Origin of the sequence: Micromonospora sp. NPDC049047, from assembly GCF_040649135.1 — a bacterium.
GTDB lineage: Bacteria > Actinomycetota > Actinomycetes > Mycobacteriales > Micromonosporaceae > Micromonospora.
Window position 1 is genome coordinate 1 of sequence record NZ_JBEZEY010000028.1, and the last position, 18,077, is coordinate 18,077.

Annotated in this window: 13 protein-coding genes; 8 read left to right on the forward strand and 5 right to left on the reverse strand. The window is 72.6% G+C overall.

The window, feature by feature from the left end; translation table 11 throughout:
* The 3 genes from AB0B86_RS29840 to AB0B86_RS29850 form a co-directional block, all read left to right on the forward strand.
* Positions 1-733: FGGY-family carbohydrate kinase (locus tag AB0B86_RS29840; RefSeq protein WP_357420242.1), on the forward strand; the 733-nt coding region annotated here is incomplete at its 5' end.
* 99 nt (positions 734-832) lie between these two features.
* Entirely contained in the window at positions 833-3,370 is a 2,538-nt protein-coding gene (locus AB0B86_RS29845) for a nitrate- and nitrite sensing domain-containing protein (protein WP_357407231.1), read from the forward strand.
* Positions 3,371-3,375: 5 nt separating this feature from the next.
* Positions 3,376-3,789 (forward strand): roadblock/LC7 domain-containing protein, encoded by a 414-nt coding sequence (locus AB0B86_RS29850; protein WP_357407359.1) that lies wholly within the window; start codon positions 3,376-3,378, stop codon positions 3,787-3,789.
* A gap of 80 nt (positions 3,790-3,869) precedes the next feature.
* On the opposite strand, the gene AB0B86_RS29855 is transcribed toward AB0B86_RS29850, so the two are convergent.
* Positions 3,870-5,213: a GH1 family beta-glucosidase gene (locus AB0B86_RS29855; RefSeq protein WP_357407229.1), complete on the reverse strand. Its 1,344-nt coding sequence runs from the start codon at positions 5,211-5,213 to the stop codon at positions 3,870-3,872.
* 842 nt (positions 5,214-6,055) lie between these two features.
* Here AB0B86_RS29855 and AB0B86_RS29860 point away from each other — a divergent pair.
* Positions 6,056-8,962: a glycoside hydrolase family 48 protein gene (locus AB0B86_RS29860; RefSeq protein WP_357407227.1), complete on the forward strand. Its 2,907-nt coding sequence runs from the start codon at positions 6,056-6,058 to the stop codon at positions 8,960-8,962.
* 307 nt (positions 8,963-9,269) lie between these two features.
* On the opposite strand, the gene AB0B86_RS29865 is transcribed toward AB0B86_RS29860, so the two are convergent.
* Entirely contained in the window at positions 9,270-9,902 is a 633-nt protein-coding gene (locus tag AB0B86_RS29865) for a DUF3159 domain-containing protein (protein WP_357407357.1), read from the reverse strand.
* 173 nt (positions 9,903-10,075) lie between these two features.
* On the opposite strand from AB0B86_RS29865, the gene AB0B86_RS29870 reads away from it, so the two are divergent.
* Both AB0B86_RS29870 and AB0B86_RS29875 read left to right on the forward strand, forming a co-directional pair.
* A complete protein-coding gene (locus AB0B86_RS29870; protein WP_357407356.1) occupies positions 10,076-10,963 on the forward strand; it encodes a phosphatase PAP2 family protein in 888 nt (295 codons plus the stop codon).
* Positions 10,964-10,971: 8 nt separating this feature from the next.
* Positions 10,972-11,640 (forward strand): maleylpyruvate isomerase N-terminal domain-containing protein, encoded by a 669-nt coding sequence (locus AB0B86_RS29875; protein WP_357407225.1) that lies wholly within the window; start codon positions 10,972-10,974, stop codon positions 11,638-11,640.
* Positions 11,641-11,664: 24 nt separating this feature from the next.
* Here the strand turns inward: AB0B86_RS29875 and AB0B86_RS29880 are convergent, their stop codons facing one another.
* Both AB0B86_RS29880 and AB0B86_RS29885 read right to left on the reverse strand, forming a co-directional pair.
* Positions 11,665-12,528 carry a DUF1028 domain-containing protein gene (locus AB0B86_RS29880; protein WP_357407223.1) on the reverse strand — a complete coding sequence of 288 codons (864 nt, stop codon included), beginning with the start codon at positions 12,526-12,528 and terminating at the stop codon, positions 11,665-11,667.
* A gap of 48 nt (positions 12,529-12,576) precedes the next feature.
* The gene (locus AB0B86_RS29885) at positions 12,577-13,791 is read right to left on the reverse strand and encodes a low temperature requirement protein A (protein WP_357420243.1); all 1,215 of its coding nucleotides are present in this window, start codon (positions 13,789-13,791) and stop codon (positions 12,577-12,579) included.
* Positions 13,792-13,945: 154 nt separating this feature from the next.
* Between AB0B86_RS29885 and AB0B86_RS29890 the strand changes: the two genes are divergently transcribed.
* Entirely contained in the window at positions 13,946-14,929 is a 984-nt protein-coding gene (locus tag AB0B86_RS29890; protein WP_357407353.1) for an LLM class F420-dependent oxidoreductase, read from the forward strand.
* Positions 14,926-15,717: an SDR family oxidoreductase gene (locus tag AB0B86_RS29895; protein WP_357407220.1), complete on the forward strand. Its 792-nt coding sequence runs from the start codon at positions 14,926-14,928 to the stop codon at positions 15,715-15,717. Before AB0B86_RS29890 ends, AB0B86_RS29895 begins: the two co-directional genes overlap by 4 nt.
* Positions 15,718-15,786: 69 nt before the next feature.
* Here the strand turns inward: AB0B86_RS29895 and AB0B86_RS29900 are convergent, their stop codons facing one another.
* Positions 15,787-18,075, reverse strand: a complete 2,289-nt coding sequence (locus AB0B86_RS29900) for a transglutaminaseTgpA domain-containing protein (RefSeq protein ID WP_357420275.1) — start codon at positions 18,073-18,075, stop codon at positions 15,787-15,789.
* Positions 18,076-18,077: the final 2 nt, after the last annotated feature.

The following is an 18,077-nucleotide window of genomic DNA, read 5'->3' on the forward strand; positions in this document are numbered from 1 at the left end:
GTGGTCACCACCGGTGGGCGACGGTGGGGCGTCGAACGTCGGCTCGGGTTGCGTCGATCCGAGCCGCGCCGCGGTCACCGTGGGCACCTCGGCGGCCGTGCGGTTGATGCAGCGGATCCCGGCCGGCGAACCGATGCCCCGGCTTCCCGAGCGACTCTGGCGCTACCGGGTCGACCACGACCACGTGGTCACCGGCGCGGCGTACGCCTGCGGCGGCAACCTGTTCGCCTGGGCGAACCGGGAGCTGCGGTTGCCCCAGGGGGCTGAGCTGGACGCGGCGTTGGCGCTGGTGCCGGTGGGCGGTGGGCGACCGGCCGACCCCCGCTTCGGTGGCGACCGGCCGCCCGGTCTGGCCCCGGCGGGCAGCGGGCAGCTGCGTAACCTCAGCTTCAGCACCACCGCCGTCGACATCCTGGCCGGGCTGATGCAGGGGCTGTGCGAGCTGGTCGCCGAGGACCTCACGGTGCTGGAGTCCACAATCGACAAACCTGTCGGTGTGGTGCTTGGCGGGGGTGCGGTGGCCGCCTCGGTGTGGTGGCGGCAGGCCTTCGCCGCCGCGCTGGCACCGCGACCGGTGTCGCACCAGCGCAACCCGGAGATCGGGGCCACCGGTGCGGCCCTCGTGGCGTTGGGTCGCTTCGGACACGCGATCGAGCTCGCCGACATCGGCCGGACGGATGAGCTGGTCATGCCGACCACGGCAGGACGTTCCCACCCGCAGTATCCTTCCTGAACCTTCGCGTCGCCCGGGCCGTTGACAGCGCTCCCGAGCCTGGTTGGATGGACCGCGCTCCCCGGGCCGCGGTGGACGCGGCACGACCGAGGAGGCAGGGTGGCGGTGGGTTCCGACCCGTCGAACGGCGCGGTGTCGAACCACCGCCGACGTCGCTTCGACGTCCGAGTTGTGCCGCATCGACGCCGGTCACCGTTGCGGATGCGGGACTGGCGGATCAACACCAAGCTCGCGACAGTGCTGATGGTGCCGTCGCTGGCGTTCCTGGTGCTCGCCGGCGTGCAGACCAGCGCTCTGGTGGGGCGGACGACAGCGTTGAACGACTTCTCCCGCCAGGTCGGCATCGGCCGGCAGATCACCACTGTGGTGCACCAGCTCCAGCAGGAGCGGGACCGCTCGGCGGGGGAGCTGGGTGAGCTGCGCAGGGGCGGCGACCGGGAGACCGCGGTGAACAACCTGCGGCCGTTGCAGGCGGCGACCGACCGGGCCGTCGAGGCTCTGCGTCGGGCCGCCGACCCGCTCGCGGACGCTGACGCGTCCTGGCGATTCGCCTACTCGGAGGCGTTGGAGGCGTACGACCAGGTCGTCGACATCCGGCCGGCGATCCCCCCGGCGGTGCTCAGCAGCGACACGATCCTGAGCAACTACTTCCGGGCGGTCGGCGCGATGCTCGACCTGCTCGCCGAGCCCACCCCTGGTCAGGGTCAGCCCGCGTTGAACGACGCGGTCCTGCGCTACGTGCAGTTGGCCCGGGTCAAGGAGCTGTCCTCCCGGATCCGGGCCCAGCTCTACGCCGCCGGCCGGGCCGGCGGATACGGCACCGAGGACCGGGTGCTCCTCGCGGATCTGCGTACCCAACAGCTGACCGCGCTCGGTGCGTTCCGGGTGGCCGCGACAAACGACCAGATCCGCCGCTACGACGAGACGACGGTGATCCCGGCGTTCCTGGTCGCCACGCGGCTTGAGGAACGCAGCCTGCCGAGTGGCGACGCGGCGCCGGAGGTGCTGCCGTCGGAGCAGTGGTGGGCGGCCAGCCAGCAGCGCCAGGACCTGCTGCGCCAGCTTGAGGCGGGGGTGCTTGACGACGCCGTGCGGCAGGCCGAAGACGCCAGCAACGGTCAGCTACGGACCACGCTGCTGGTCGTCGGCGGAGTCGTCGCGGTGCTGCTCGTCGCGCTGCTGATCTCGTTGCTCGTCGGGCGGTCGGTGGCCCGTTCGATGCGTTTGCTGCGTAGTCAGGCGCTGCGGATCGCGCAGGTCGAGCTGCCGGACGCACTGGACCGCCTGAAGTCCGTCACCGGTGGGGTGCCCAGCATCGACGTCCCCCCGGCGGTGGTCCGCTCGCTCGACGAGATCGGTGAGCTGGCCGAGGCGTTCGTGGCGGTGCACCGCAGCGCGGTCACCGTCGCCGTCGAGCAGGCGCTCATGCGGCGCAACGTCAACGCGATGTTCGTCAACCTGGCCCGGCGCAGCCAGGTGCTCGTGGAGCGCCAACTGGAGCTGCTTGACGACCTGGAGCGTGAGGAGAGCGACCCGGACCAGTTGGAGAACCTGTTCAAGCTGGATCACCTGGCCGCTCGCATGCGTCGTAACGACGAGAGTCTGCTGGTGCTCGCCGGCACCGATTCGACCCGGCGGTGGAACCGGCCGGTCGGCATCGGTTCGATGCTGCTCGCCGCCGCCGCGGAGATCGAGCAGTACCAGCGCATTCGCATCGAGTCGGTGGCCGACGTGTACGTGGTGGGCCACGCCGTCGGCGAACTGGTACACCTGTTGGCCGAGCTGCTGGAGAACGCCACTGCCTTCTCCCGCCCGGAGACAATGGTGGTGGTGACCGCCCGGGTCGACGCCGCGACCGCGCTCATCGAGATCGTCGACAGTGGTCTCGGCATGAGCCCGGCCGCGCTGGCCGAGGCGAACGCGGTGCTGGCCAGCCCCCCGGCCGCGGATGTCGCCGCGGTGGAACGGATGGGCCTGTTCGTGGTCAGCCACCTGGCCGCCCGGCTGGGCGTCGCCGTGCGCCTCGACGGCGGCCACGGCGGCCTGGTCGCCCGGCTCGCGTTGCCGGCGATGCTGCTGGCTCCGGCGGGCGCTGTGGAGCTGGACCCACCCGCGCCGGCCCGGATGCTGGCGACGAGCGCCGTGCGGGCAATGGCCGCACAACTCGGGGACGCCCGGGAGGCAGGTGCCCCGGGGCCGGGCTTCGGCGCCAGGGACCTGCCGGTGGCGGGCCGACGGCCGGAGGTGACGGTGCCGCGTCAGGGCCGGCCGACGCCGATGCGCGCCGAGGATGTGCTCACCCCGGCCGCCGCCCGCGGCAACGGTGGGGGCTGGTGGTCGCGTCAGGGTCCGTCCGGGCCGGCGGCGCCCGCACCGGCGATGCCCCCGACCGTGCCGGTGACCGGCGGCACGACCGAGCGGGGTCTGCCGGTGCGGGTGCCGATGGCGCAGTTGAGTGCGGTCACCCGCACGGCACAACCGACCTCACCGCCGAACCGCGTCGACCCGGACCCGGAAGCGGTCGGCGGCATGCTCACCCGGCTCTACAGCGGGGTGCGGCGGGCCGAGGCCGAGGACACCACCGAGATACCCGTGCCACCGTCCGGGGGGTACGACGAAAGGGGACGACGACAGTGACGACGTTGAGCCAGGAGGCGCGTGACCTGAGCTGGCTGGTGAGCGCGTTCGCGGACCGGGTGCCGGGCGTGGCACACGCGGTGGTGGTCTCCTCGGACGGGCTGCTGGTGGCGATCTCCGATCACCTGCCCCGTGACAACGCGGACAAGCTCGCGGCGGTGACCTCCGGGCTGATGAGCATCACGGCTGGCGCGGCGCAGATGTTCGACGGGGATGTCGTCAAGCAGACCGTTGTCGAGATGGGCCGCGGCTACTTCCTGGTGATGCAGATCCGCGACGGTTCGATCCTGGCCACGCTCGCCGCGGGGGACGCGGACATCGGCGTGGTCGGCTACGAGATGGCCCGGCTGGCCAAGCAGGCGGGGGAGATGCTCACCCCGGCGCTGCGCGCGGAGTTGCAGCAGGCGCTGCCCCGCTGACCCGCCTGACCGGGACCCGGACGGTCCGCAGCTCACCCGAGCCGAGCCGTCCGGGCCCGGCATTCCGGGTGGCGGCCCGTTCAGAAGCCGCCGTCGGTGATGACGGAGCGGTACCAGGTGGCGCTGCTCTTGAGCACCCGCCGCTGGGTCGGGTAGTCCACGTAGACGAGCCCCCAGCGCTGGTCGTATCCCGCGTCCCACTCGAAGTTGTCAAGCAGCGACCAGACGTGGAAGCTCTCCAGGGGCACCCCGGCGGCGATGGCCCGGTGCACGGCGGTGAGGTGGTCGCGCAGGAAGCTGATCCGGCCTGCGTCGTGGACTGTGTCGTCCGCCGCCAGCGTGTCCGGGGTGGGCAGGCCGTTCTCGGTGATGGTGAGCGGGATCGGGCCGTAGTCGCGGGTGACCCGGGTCAGCAGGTCGTACATCCCCTCGGGGTAGATCTGCTGCCACTCGGCCACCGAGGTCGACCAGCGGCGGACGGTGCCGCCGTCGCCGGTGACGTAGATCGGGGTGTAGTACTGCACGGCCAGCAGGTCGACCGGCGCTGAGATGATCTTCAGGTCGCCGTCGCGGATGCCCTGGACCATCCGGCTCTGCGGCCCCAGGTCGGCCAGCAGGTCCTCCGGGTAGCTGCCCCTGAGCAGGGAGTCGAGGTAGAGGCGGTTCTCGTAGCCGTCGTAGAGGTGGGCGGCGGCGGCGGCCTGCGCGGAGTCGTCGGCGGGGTAGCAGGGGTGCAGGTTGAGCGCGGGGCCGATCCGGCTGTCGCTGCCGCTGGCCCGCAGCGTCGCGACGGCGAGCCCGTGCGCGAGCTGCAGGTGGTGGGCGACCAGGTAGGCGGCGTCCGGGTCCTGCCGGCCCGGGGCGTGGTGGCCGGTGAGGTAGCCGTTCTGCACCACGGTCTTCGGCTCGTTGATGGTGAGCCACGCCGGCACCCGGTCGCCGAGGGCGCGGAAGACCACGTCGGCGTAGTCGGCGAAGCGGTGGGCGGTGTCGCGCGACTCCCAGCCGCCGTCGTCCTGCAGCGCCTGCGGGAGGTCCCAGTGGAACAGGGTGGCCATCGGGGCGATGCCGCGCTCGTGCAGGCCGTCGATGAGTCGGCGGTAGAAGTCGAGCCCGCGCTGGTTGGGCAGGCCGCTGCCGTCGGGCTGGATGCGTGGCCAGGAGATGGAGAAGCGGTAGCTGCGCAGCCCGAGGTCGCGCATGAGGTCGAGGTCCTCGGCGTAGCGGTGGTAGTGGTCGGCGGCCACGTCGCCGGTGTCGCCGTTGCGGGTGCTGCCCGGCACGCGGCTGAAGGTGTCCCAGACGGACTCACCGCGCCCGTCCTCCTTCGCGGCGCCCTCGATCTGGTAGGCCGAGGTGGCCGCGCCCCAACCGAAGTTGTCGGGGAAGCGCAGTGGGCCGGTAGGCCCGGTAGGTATCGACATGGATTCTCCTCATGGATACGGGGCCACCGCCGAGATTCGGGAGCGCTCCCAGAATAGGCCAGGGGCGGCCGACCCGGTCCTTCGACCGACACGGCGGCCGGCGATGGCGGGTCGAGGCGGGTGAGGGCCCCAGACAGCGAACGAGGCCGCCGGGCGGCGCGGTGCGCCTGTCCCGTCGGCCTCTTTTCCCATCGTGTACGGGGGTTTAGTGTGGGGACGGGGGAGGGCAACCCCCGTCCCCACCGTAACTGCACACACACGGGCGGAATTTGGGTCCTGCCGTGCGTGTCGCGCGGGAGCCGGGCCACGCGAGTGGCTCTGGTTCCACCTCCCTCCGTAAGGCGGGACGATGGCTGACGACGGCGTCCGGGCTGGCCCGTCGTCGGCCCTCGGGTTGGCTCGCCGGGCCCGTCAGGAACGACCCCAGCGATCTTCTTGTTGGAACCTTGTCGATGGAAGCGCTCCCATCGACCGATGTTGCGACTGTAACGCCCGTCACGGCTTTGTGAAAGACCCAAAACGAGATCGAAACAACGAGCTGAACGAGCGGCGTCTGCGCTTGTTGTGGGAGCGCTTCCATGGCAGACTGTCGATTCAACGCGACAGGAGCCACATCGCGTGAGCGCGGGTTCACCGAGGGCAGCCGGCAGCACGATTCCGGTCACGGTCACCCGAACGCAGCCGGCGGGACCCCCTCCCGTGCGGGCCGCACCGCCCTACCCCGGCCGGGCCCGGGGGAGACCACCTTCCCGGCGCCTCGAATCTCCCGCGGACCACCACCCTCGCGGGCAGGCGCCTTCGCCGGGGACCGTCCCGGCCTGGTCCGAGGAGACACCGCGCACATGAGACAACTGGCAAGACGCCGTCGAGTGGCGATCATCGCTGCCGCCGCGCTCGCCGCTGGCGGGGTGACCCTGCCCGCCGGCGCCGCACAGGCCGCGCCCGCCTGCGACGTGGTCTACGCGACCAACGACTGGAACACCGGCTTCACCGCCAACGTGACGATCAAGAACCTGGGCGACGCGGTGAGCAACTGGACACTCAAGTGGACCTTCCCGAACAGTGGCCAGCGGGTCACCCAGGGCTGGTCGGCCCGGTTCAGCCAGTCCGGCAGTGAGGTCACCGCGACAAACGAGTCGTACAACGGCAACCTCGGCACCGGCGCCTCCACCACCATCGGCTTCAACGGCTCCCACACGGGCAGCAACCCGAAGCCCACCTCGTTCACGCTCAACGGCACCCCCTGCAACGGCACCCCGGCCAACCAGCCGCCGACGGTCTCCCTCGACCTGCCGAGTGGGCCGTTCACCGCGCCGGCAGACGTACCGCTGACCGCCACCGCCAGTGACCCGGACGGGACGATCAGCAAGGTCGAGTTCTACCGCAACGGCCTGCTGATCAACACCGACACCTCCGCCCCGTACGCGTACACCCAGGAGGACCTGCCGGCCGGCAACTACACCGTCCAGGCCAAGGCGTACGACAACGCCAACGGCATCGGGGTCGCCGAGAAGGCGTTCACCGTCGGCGCCGCCAGCGGCCCGACACTTGTCGCCACGCCGTCCGCGGTGAGCGTCAGCGAGGGTGGCAGCTCCACGTTCAACCTCAAGCTCAGCGCCGCGCCGACGGCAAGCGTGCCGGTCACCCTCACCCCCAGCGGCGACCCGGACATCACGGTCTCGCCGACCAGCACCACGCTGACCCCGAGCAACTGGAGCACCGGGGTCACCGTCACTGTCGCCGCGGCTGAGGACACCGACACCGTCGGTGGCGCCGCCACCATCACCGCCGCCGCCACCGGCCTCGCCTCGCTGGCGGTCACCGCCACCGAGATCGACAACGACACCCCCGGCGGCGACAACACCTACATCGCGAAGTTCCTGGAGCAGTACGGCAAGATCAAGAACTCGGGCTACTTCAGCCCCGAGGGCGTGCCGTACCACTCGGTGGAGACGCTCATCGTCGAGGCGCCCGACCACGGGCACGAGACCACCTCGGAGGCGTTCAGCTTCTGGCTCTGGCTGGAGGCCAACTACGGGCGGGTCACCCAGAACTGGGCGCCGTTCAACAACGCCTGGACGGTGATGGAGAAGTACATCATCCCGTCGCACGCCGACCAGCCCACCGCGGCCTCCGCCGGCACCCCGCAGTACGCCGCGGAGTACAACCTGCCCAGCCAGTACCCCTCGGCGTTGAACCCGAACATCTCGGTCGGGCAGGACCCGCTCCGCTCGGAGCTGCAGTCCACCTACGGCACCGGCGACATCTACGGCATGCACTGGCTGATGGACGTCGACAACACCTACGGCTTCGGTCACTGCGGTGACGGCACCACCAAGCCGGCGTACATCAACACCTTCCAGCGGGGCACCCAGGAGTCGGTGTGGGAGACCATCCCGCAGCCCTCCTGCGACACCTTCAAGCACGGCGGTCAGTACGGCTACCTCGACCTGTTCGTCAAGGACACCGGCGCCCCCGCCAAGCAGTGGAAGTACACGAACGCCCCGGACGCCGACGCCCGCGCCGTGCAGGCCGCGTACTGGGCGCTGACCTGGGCCAAGGCGCAGAACAAGCAGGCCGACGTCGCGGCCACCATCACCAAGGCCGCCAAGATGGGCGACTACCTGCGGTACGCGATGTTCGACAAGTACTTCAAGAAGATCGGCAACTGCGTCGGGGCCAGCACCTGCCCCGCCGGCAGCGGCCGGGACTCCGCGCACTACCTGCTGTCCTGGTACTACGCCTGGGGTGGCGCGTACGACACCAGCCAGAACTGGTCCTGGCGGATCGGCTCCAGCCACAACCACTTCGGCTACCAGAACCCGTTCGCGGCCTGGGCGCTCACCAACACCCCGGAGCTCAAGCCGCAGTCGGCGACAGCGGTCTCCGACTGGACCAAGAGCTTCGAACGGCAGCTGGAGTTCTACACCTGGCTCCAGTCGTCCGAGGGTGGCATCGCCGGTGGCGCCACCAACAGCTGGGACGGCAGTTACGCCCAGCCGCCGTCGGGCACCAGCACCTTCTACGGCATGTTCTACGACGTCGACCCGGTCTACAACGACCCGCCGTCGAACCAGTGGTTCGGCATGCAGGCCTGGTCGATGCAGCGGATCGCCGAGCTGTACCTGCAGACCGGTAACGCGAAGGCCAAGGCGCTGCTGGACAAGTGGGTGCCGTGGGCCATCGCCAACACCACTGTCGGCACCAACTGGTCGATCCCGTCGGACATGGCGTGGACCGGTCAGCCGACCACCTGGAACCCGTCCAGCCCGCAACCCAACACCAACCTGCACGTCGAGGTGATCAGCAAGGGCCAGGACGTCGGCGTCGCCGCCGCCTACGCCCGGACCCTTATCGCCTACGCGGCCAAGTCGGGCAACGCGGCGGCCAAGACCACCGCCAAGGGTCTGCTCGACGCGCTGTCGGCCGCCAGCGACGCCAAGGGTGTCTCCACCACCGAGAAGCGTGGCGACTACCGGCGCTTCGACGACGTCTACAACGCGTCCACCGGCCAGGGCCTCTACGTGCCGTCGGGCTGGACCGGGAAGATGCCGAACGGCGACGCCATCGCCGCCGGCAAGAGCTTCCTCGACATCCGTTCCTTCTACAAGAACGACCCGGACTGGCCCAAGGTCCAGGCGTACCTCAACGGTGGTGCGGAGCCCGAGTTCAACTACCACCGGTTCTGGGCACAGGCGGACGTCGCGATGGCGTACGCCGACTACGGCAGCCTGTTCCCGAACGGCTGACGACGACCCGGGGTGGGTGGCGTGGACCGCCCACCCCGGGATCCGGCCCAGGGTCCGCGGAACGTCGGACCCTGGCCGGCGGACGGCCTGACACCCACGGTCAGGCCGGGGTGGGCTGGCCATCTGGCCGACGCAGCGGATCGGCTGGCCCACCCCACCGCCCGGACTGGAGCCCACCGCGAAAAAGCCCAGAAATTCGGGCCGTCACGGGATCACGCAGAGGTCCGCAACGGAGTAACGTACGTCACCGGAGAGGCCGCTCCCCCCGTGGCGGCCTCTCCACTTTCTTGGCCGCCACCGCCCCGATTCATCCCGGCGGTCGCGACGGCTCTCCGCCCAGCGGATGACGCAGACCCGGGTGCCCGGCCGGCAACGACCGCCGCAACACCACCCAACTCAGCGCCAGCGCCGCGGCGACGAGCGGCCAGGTCAGCGCCACCCGGGCCACCACAAGCGCGAGCACCTGCCCACCCAGGTAGAGCGGCACGAACACCGCAAGCCGCAGCAGGTAGGTAGCGGTCCACACCCAACTGGCCCGGCCGTAGCCGCGCAGCAGCGCCCGATCGCGCCGCCACCGGGTGCGCTGGCCCAACACCCCGCCGACCAACACGCCGAGCAGTGGCCAGCGCACCACGATGCTGACCGCCCAGGCGAGCGCACTCGCGGCGTTGGACAGCACCTGAATGAGGAAGAAGTCCTCGGCCCGGCCGGTGCGCACCGCGATCAGCGCCGCGACGCAGACGGCCAGCAGACCGACAAGCACCGAACGCGGCCGGTCACCCCGACGCAGCCGTACGCCGGCCACCAGCGCGCCCACGGCCAGCGCCGCGCCGATCCCACCCCACAGCGACTCGCCGCCGAGCAACCAACCCGCCGCGAACGCGAGCGGTGGCAGGGTGGCGTCGACGGCACCGCCCCGCCCGCCCAACAGGTCTGCCAGCGACTCGGTTCGGGCCCGCCCGTTCGGGTCCCCGCGCTGGTCCGGCGCGGGTGCGGCCGGGTCCCTGTCGTACGCCGATGCTCCGCCCACCGCCGCCTCCTCACCTCCGGCACAACGTAACCCCCGGCGGGCGGCGGGCCACCGCTCGGCCGGCCGGCACCGGCCGCTACGGTGTGCGGATGCGCGCGACGGCACGGGGTTGGACCGCGGTCTGGTTGGTCGTACTGGCCCTTGTCCAGGCGGCTGCCTTCCTCGCCGTGTGGCGGGTGGCCGTGCACACCGAGATCGGCCAGTGGGTGGACACCGTCGCCCTCACCGGCAACCGGATCGGGCAGGACACCATCGAGGGTCCCGTCGACCGGATCCTCAACGCGATGTCGGTGGTCTCGCTGTTGGTCGCCACCGCGATGATCGGGTTCATCGCGCTGATCCGGGGCCGGATCGCCCTGGCGATCACCGCGACCCTCCTGATCGCCGGGGCGAACGTGTCGACCCAACTCCTGAAGTACGCGCTGATCCGGCCCGACTACGGTGTCGATCCCGAGCGCGCGGCGGTGGGCAACAGCCTGCCCAGCGGGCACACCACTGTGGCCGCCGCGGTGGCTGTCGCACTGGTGCTCGTGTTGCCGGCCAAGGTGCGGGCCGTCGGCGCCTACCTCGCCGCGGCCTACGCCGCCATCGCCGGAGTCGCCACGCTCTCCGCGGGCTGGCACCGGCCCAGCGACGCGATCGCCGCGTACCTGGTGGTGGGTGTCTGGGCCGCGGTGGCCGGGCTGGTCCTGTTGATCACCCAGCGGGAGCAGGCCGAGGTCGCCCGCGGCGACGCGCACCGGACCGCCGCGTTGGTGCTCGGAGTCGGCGGGGTGCTCGCACTGGTGGTCTGCGGGTTCTCCCTCACCTGGCTTGTCGACCTGCGCGACACCGGCCCGGACGAGCTGAGCCGTCAGCCCCTGTTCGTCGGGTACGCGGGCAGCGCCGCCGGGATCGCCGGCACGATGGCGGTGGTGATGGCGTTGGTGCTCACCGTCGTGCACCGGCTGGTGCCCAGGGTCAAGGGCTGACCCGGCCGATGGACGCGGTCCGCGCGGCGTTCGCCGCGGAGTGCGCGCAGCTCACCGAGATCCTCGCCGACCTCGTCGACGCCGACCTGGACCGGCCCACCGGTTGCCCACCGTGGACGGTCGAAGAGTTGATCGCGCACGTGCGGACCGGAGTCGGCCGGCTTGCCGACATGCTCGCCGCGCCGGCCCCACCCCGCGCCGAGGTCGACGCCGCCGGTTACTTCGGCCGGGCGAAGTTCACCCCGCCTGTCGACGCCGACCGGATCGCCGGAGGCCGCCGCGACGCGTCGCAGGTGGACCGGGCGGCTCTGGCGACCGAGTTGGACCGCGCCTGGCGGGCCACCGACGCCGCGGTCGACGCCGCGCCACCCGATCGCGTCGTCCGGACCCGACACGGCGACGCGATGACCGTCACCGAGTTCCTGCGGACCCGGGTCGTCGAGGTGGGCGTGCACGGCCTGGACCTGGCCGCCGCGCTGGGCCGGCCGCCCTGGCTCACCCCGCCGGCGGCCGAGGTGATCGCCGACCTGCTCAGCGGGGGACGACCGACGCCGGTCGGGTTGCGCTGGGACCGGCTGACAGTGATCCGCAAGACCACCGGACGGGCGGCGCTCACCGCCGCGGAACGGTCCGCGATCGACGCCGCCGGCTTCCGCTGGCTCGCCTTCGGCAGCTGACCGCGCGCCGCTGGTCGGTGGAGGTCAGCTCGCGGCGCGGGGCGCGGGGACGTGCGGGGCGACGCCGCGCAGGTGGGTCAGCACCACCGGGTCGATCCGGCCCGGCACCAGCCGCTCCTCCAGGTTCTCCAACCCCGCCCAGGAGACCAACGCCGCTTCGGTGCCGCCGTCGGTCACCGGATGGCCCAGCGCGGTGAGCAACGCCGCCACCTCGTCGGCGACCGCGCCGCTCAGGTCGAGCAGGGTGGCCGGGTCGGGCCGGCTGAACAGCATGGTGTGCACCGCGAGCAGACGACCCAGCTCGGCGACCGGGTCCGGGTGGTCGTCCACCCGGAGGTCGACGAGCACGTCGCTGGTGCCGCCGTACCCACCGCCGCGCTCGACCACAAGCAGCCCGGCGCTCTGCCGGCCCCGCCGGTCACCGCCGGCCTCGTCGCCGGCCCGCAACGCGGCGACCAGCCGTTCGGCGAACGGCAGCGCGGCCCCGGCCAACCAGGCCTCGCCAAGTGCGTCGACGACCTCCGGGCCGGTGAGCACGTTGCCCTGCGCGGCCCAGCCGTCGCCGGCACGCCCGCCCGCCCACGGGTGGCAGGCCGGCCCGGTCCAGCTGGCACCCGAACCGTTGACGCCCACCACGCCGAGCTGGCGGTGGTCCCGCTCGGGATCCGCGGCGATCAGCCCGGCCACCACGTCGGCCGGGGCCACCCCGGTACGCAGCAGGGTGAGGCCCTGCGGACGGTACGCGAGGTTGACGTGCGCCTGGGTGGCCAGGGCGCCGACCTCGGCGGCGGCGGCCGGCACCAACGCCCCGGCGGCGAGGAACTTGCTGGCGACGACGACGCCGTGCCGACGACCGTCGGCGGAGCGGGCGACAAGCGAGAAGGTCACCCGCCGAGAGTAGACCCGACCGGGCCGGACACCGCCGGGCCGGGCTGCTCAGAACGGCGGCGCGGCGGCCTCCGGTGGGGCACCGCGCGCCCGGCGGGCGTCGGCGACCGCGACCGCGGCCAACACCACCACCCCGACCGCGGTCGCGATCACACCGGGCAGGTACAGCAGCGGCACCGACGCCGCCACCAGCACGGTGAGCGCGATCCACCGGGACGGGGAGATCCGCCCGAACACCTCGTACTCCAGGCGGGCCCGGCCGATCAGGAACAGCGCCGGCCCGCCGAGCACCATGGCCAACCAGGCGCCGGGAATCTTCTCCAACGGATGCTCGATGATCAGCTCGTACCCGATAGCGGTGGCGGCGAGGCCGATCACCATCAGCAGGTGGGTGTCGGCCGCCGACCGGCCGATGTTCGCCGGATGGCGGGCCTTCGTCACCGCCTCGCCCAGGATCCGCCCGGCCCGCTGGACGTAGATCCGCCACAACACGATCGAGGTGGCCAGGGCCAGCGCGAACGCCCACACGTGCCCCGACTCGTACGGCCCCATGCTGTACGCGAAACCCGCCACCAGGATCGTTTCGCCCAGCGCGACGAGGAAGAACTGCTGGTACCGCTCGGCCAGGTGCTCCCCGGCGATCTCCCACTTGGAGACCGTCGAGCGACCCAGCCCCGGCACCGGCCAGCCGCAGCGGGCGGCCAGGTACTCGATGACCAGCGCCGTCGACCAGAGCACCACCTGCTTGTTGGTTCCCAGCAGTGCGCCACCGATCCAGAACACCCCGCTGAACGCGAACACCACAGCCATGCGCACCTTCAACCGGCGGTACGGATGCGCTCCCAACGCGATCGACAGGATCAACGGCCGGGTCAGCTGCGCGACCACGTACGCCACCGCGAACATCAGCGCGGTCTCGCTGAACGCCCGGGGGATCGCCACCCCCATCAGCATGCTGCCCACCAACGCGGTGATCACCACGGTCTGCAGGGGCACCTTGTACGGGTCGTAGCGGCTTGTCGTCCAGGCGGTGCCCTGCCAGACCGACCAGAGCGCGAGCAGCAGCAGCAACGTCTTGCCGCAGCCGGTGACCACCGCCATGGCGTGCTCCCGGGCCGGCCCGTCGGTCAGATCCTCGAACGCGCGGGCCGAGATCCGGGTGAGCGCGAAGACGTACACCAGGTCGAAGAAGAGTTCGAGGAAGGTGGCCCGGACCGGGTCGCGTTTGGCCGGCTCCAGGTGCCCCGCTGCCCTGGAAGCCATGGTCAGCGGCCTGCGCCGTCGGTCCGGTCCACCTCGAAGTCGTAGCATCCGCGCCGTTACGGGCGGCCGGGAACCGGCGATTCTGCCCAAGCCGGAGATCTTGCCCGGGGCCCCCGTCAACGGGCACGATCGGTCGGTGACGAATCGATGGGGCATGACGGTGCCGTTGGGTGGGATCGCCCTGGCGCACCACGACGCGGCCTACGCGGCCCTCGACCGGGCCGGGTTCACCGACGTCTGGTCGTCCGAGGTCGCCGGGACCGACGCGTTCACCCCGCTGGCGCTCGCCGCGGCCTGGCAACCGCGGTTGCGGCTGGGCACCGCCATCGCGCCGGTCTTCACCCGGGGTCCCGGGTTGCTGGCGATGAGCGCGGCGGCGCTGGCCGAGGCCGCACCGGGCCGGTTCACCCTCGGCATCGGCGCGTCCTCACCGGTGCTCGTGCGGGACTGGAACGCCGTGCCGTTCGACGAGCCGTTCCGCCGCACCCGCGACGTGCTGCGCTTCCTGCGCGCCGCGCTCAGTGGCAAGACCGTCGACGAGGCCTACGACACGTTCACCATCCGCCGGTTCACGCTCGAACAACCGCCGGCGGTGCCGCCACCGATCCTGCTGGCCGCGCTGCGTCCGGGGATGCTCCGGCTTGCCGGTGCGGAGGCCGACGGTGTCATCCTCAACTGGCTCAGCGCCGAGGACGTGCCGCGGGCCCTCGCCGAGCTGGGCGAGCGGCGCGCCGGCTTCGAGGTCGCCGCCCGGATCTTCGTCTGTCCCACCGAGGACGTCGCGTACGCCCGAGCGTTGGGCCGCCGGCTCATCACCAGCTACCTCACCGTCGGCGCGTACGCCGAGTTTCACCGCTGGCTCGGCCGGGACGAGGCGCTCGCGCCGATGTGGGCGGCGTGGGCCGCCGGTGACCGGCGCGGCGCCAACGCGGCGGTGCCCGACGACGTGGTCGACGCGTTGGTGCTGCACGGCACACCACAGCGGTGCCGCGCCGAGGTGCACCGCTACGCCGACGCCGGCGTCGACGTGCCGATCCTGGCGCTGCTGCCCACCCCGGAGGTCACCGCCGGCGGCGCGCCCGCGCTGCTCAGCCTCATCGCCCAGCTGGGGGTCGAGCCGGTGGGAGCGTCCGCGTGAACCTCACCGACCGGATCGTGGTGGTCACCGGCGGGGCCGGCGGCATCGGGGCGGCACTGTCCCGCCGCTTCGCCGCCGAGGGGGCAGCCGCCGTGGTGATCGCCGACCTGGACGCCGACGGGGCGGACGCGGTGGCCGACGGCATCGGCCCGGTCGCGCACCCGATCGCCCTCGACGTCACCGACGAACAGCAGGTGCGCGACCTGGTCGCCGACACCGAGGAACGCTACGGCCGGATCGACCTGTTCTGTGCCAACGCGGGAGTGACCACCGGCGGGGGAGTGGAGGTCGACGACGTCGACTGGGACCGGGCGTGGCGGGTGAACGTGCTCGCGCACGTCTACTCGGCCCGCGCGGTGTTGCCCGGGATGCTGGCCCGGGGAGGTGGGCACCTGCTGCACACCTGCTCCGCGGCGGGCGTCCTCACCGCGGTGGGCGACGCCGCGTACACCGCGACGAAGCACGCCTCGGTGGGGTTCGCCGAGTGGCTCGCCATCACCTACCGGGACCGGGGCATCCGGGTCAGCGCACTCTGCCCGCAGGGCGTGGACACTCCGATGCTCGCCGACGGGCTCGTCGAGGGTCATCTCGGTGCCCGGGTGGTCGCCGCGTCCGGGGTGGTGCTCACGCCCGACCAGGTCGCCGAGGCGGCCATCGCCGGGCTGGCCGAGGAACGTTTCCTGATCCTGCCGCACCCGGAGGTCGCCGACTACGCCCGCCGTCGCGCCGAGGACCCGGACGGCTGGCAGGCCGGCATGCGCAAACTCATCCGCCGCCTGACCACCTGACCCGCCCGGTCCGCCGTGCTCAGGACGGTTGCGTCACTGACGAGCCGGAAGGCGAGGCAAGCCTCCTGATCAGCGCGGCGGCCGGGGGGACCGGCGGGACCGGCGCAGCGGAGCCGGGTGGACGGACCAGAGCAGCCGCCGCCACCAGGGCCGGGCGGAGCGAAGGCTGGCGACGTAACCGGTGGCCACCTCGGCGGCGCGGGCCGCCTGGTCGGCCGCCGCGGCGTCGGGGGCGAACCCCACCTGGTTGAGCAGAGCCGCCAACTCGTCGACGGACGGGCCGTCACCGTCGCCGCTCGTGCCGCCGCTCGCGCGGGCCTCGGCGAGGGCCACCCGGGCGTGCCCGGCCACCTCGGTGGCGGCCAGGTCGTCCCCGACCGGTCGGCCGGCCAGCCGGAGCGCGTCGGTGACCTCCTGCCACGCACCGGCGATGCGCTGACCGGGATCACCCTCAACGAGCCGGGCACGGGTGAGTGCCCGGCGCATCGCCCACAGGGTCAGCAGCAGCGCCCCCACCAGCACCAGCAACCCACCGCTGCCCCCGGCGACGAGCAGCGGAGTGGACACGCCGCCCCGGCCGGGCGGCCCCTCCCCGGCGGCGACCGGCTCGGGTGACCCGGTCGGCTCCACTGTGGGCGCCGGCGCCTCCGACGGCGGGGGGTCCTCAGGTGTCGGGCGGAAATCCTCCTCCACCGGCCTCGGCTCCTCGTTCGGGCGCGGCAGCGGGTTGAACGGCACCCACCCCAGCCCGTCGAAGAGCACCTCCGGCCAGGCGAACGCGTCACCGGCAAGCACCGGCCCCTGCCCGCCAGCCCGAAAACCCACCACCACCCGGGTCGGCAGCCCGGACAACCGGCCGAGCACCGCGAACGCGGCAGCGAACTGCTCCGACGTGCCCTCCTGACCACCGCCACCGCGGGGCCCGAAGAGAAAGAAACCCAGATTCGGGTACGCGTGCCCGCTCGGCGCGTCCGCCACCACCCGGTAGTGCTCGGCCAGGAACTGCTCGATCGCCAGCGCCCGGGTGTAGGGGGCGCCATTCTGCTCGGCGAGCTGCGTGGCCAGCCGACGCATCGGATCGGGCACCCCGTCGGCCACCCGCAACACCCGGGCCACCTCCTCGCCGGCGGGCACGTTCGCACTTGCCAACAGGTTCTCGTCCGGCCGCTCCTCGGCGGAGGTCACCGCGTACCGCAGCCCCGGCGTCAACCCCTCCGGCCGGATCAACGTCCCGCTCGCCGGGTCGTACGCCACCCGGGCGCCGCTTACCTCCCGCGGCGTCGCCACCGCGGGCAGCAGCCGACCGGTCAGCTCCGCGACGGTGATCTGTTGGCGGACCGTCTGCACGGTGCTGTCGCGGGACGGGGCGGCGGCCGGCAGGATCCGCCCCGCGTTGCGGTACGTCGCGCCGACCCGCCAGGTCACCCCGTCGTAGTCGCTGAGCACCGCCAACCGGATCCGCACAACGTCAGCGGCGTCACCGGCCGGCTCGGCCCCCGGCGCGGCGACAGCGGCGCGTTCCGTGCTCACGTCGAGCAGCTTCTGCTCCGGGTGCAGCGCCCAGCCGGAGATCCGGATCAACGGGTTCTCGTCGAGCGTCTGCACCTGCGGCGGCTCCACGTACCGGCGTGGGTCCACCGGCCGCCCGTCGACCTGGGCGGCGACGACCGGGCCGAGTAGCGCGACAAGTCCGACCACAAGCGCCACCCCGAACGCCGCGCTGGCGGCCAGCCGCAGCCGCACCGCCGCGCGTACCCGGGGGGCCAGCTCGGTGGTCGGATCGGCGGCGGCCGGCGTCGCGCCGGTGCGGGCCGCCAGGCCAACCGCCGCGACCGCGACGAACGCCACTGTCGCCCCGACCGCCGGGGCGGCATTCGGACCCACCACGTAGAGGGCGGCGGCATACAGCCCCGCGGCCGGCAGGTAGCCCAGCAGCACCCTGCCCGTGCGCAGCGCTACCTCCGCGCCGGCCAGCCCGGCCAGCCAGGCGGCGACCACCGGAACCAGCACCGTGTCCGGGGTGGGCTCCACCGGGATCATCGCGGTCAGCAGCCGTGGAATGCCGTTGCGCGCGGCGTCGCTGGTGACCTCCAGCAGACCGCCCGGAAGCTCCGCGCGGTTGGCGGCCAACCGCAGCGACCACAGTGTCCAACCGGCCATCGCGGTCACCGACACCGGCGCCACCAGCCAGGACGGCAGTCGCCGGGCGGCCACGCTCACCAGCACCGAACCGGCCGCCGCGCCGATGACCAGCCCGGTGAGCAGGTTGCCCGCGTACACCCGGCCCAGCACCACCCCGGCGAGCGCGGTCAACCCGATCAGCGTCAGCGGGACCACCGCCGCCCGCAGCACCCGCACGA

Excerpts from the sequence above, each read along its gene's own strand:
- AB0B86_RS29855 (WP_357407229.1), bottom strand. The coding sequence starts at position 5,213 with ATGTCGATACCTACCGGGCCTACCGGCCCACTGCGCTTCCCCGACAAC.
- AB0B86_RS29860 (WP_357407227.1), top strand. The coding sequence starts at position 6,056 with ATGAGACAACTGGCAAGACGCCGTCGAGTGGCGATCATCGCTGCCGCC.
- AB0B86_RS29875 (WP_357407225.1), top strand. The coding sequence starts at position 10,972 with ATGGACGCGGTCCGCGCGGCGTTCGCCGCGGAGTGCGCGCAGCTCACC.
- AB0B86_RS29885 (WP_357420243.1), bottom strand. The coding sequence starts at position 13,791 with ATGGCTTCCAGGGCAGCGGGGCACCTGGAGCCGGCCAAACGCGACCCG.
- AB0B86_RS29890 (WP_357407353.1), top strand. The coding sequence starts at position 13,946 with ATGACGGTGCCGTTGGGTGGGATCGCCCTGGCGCACCACGACGCGGCC.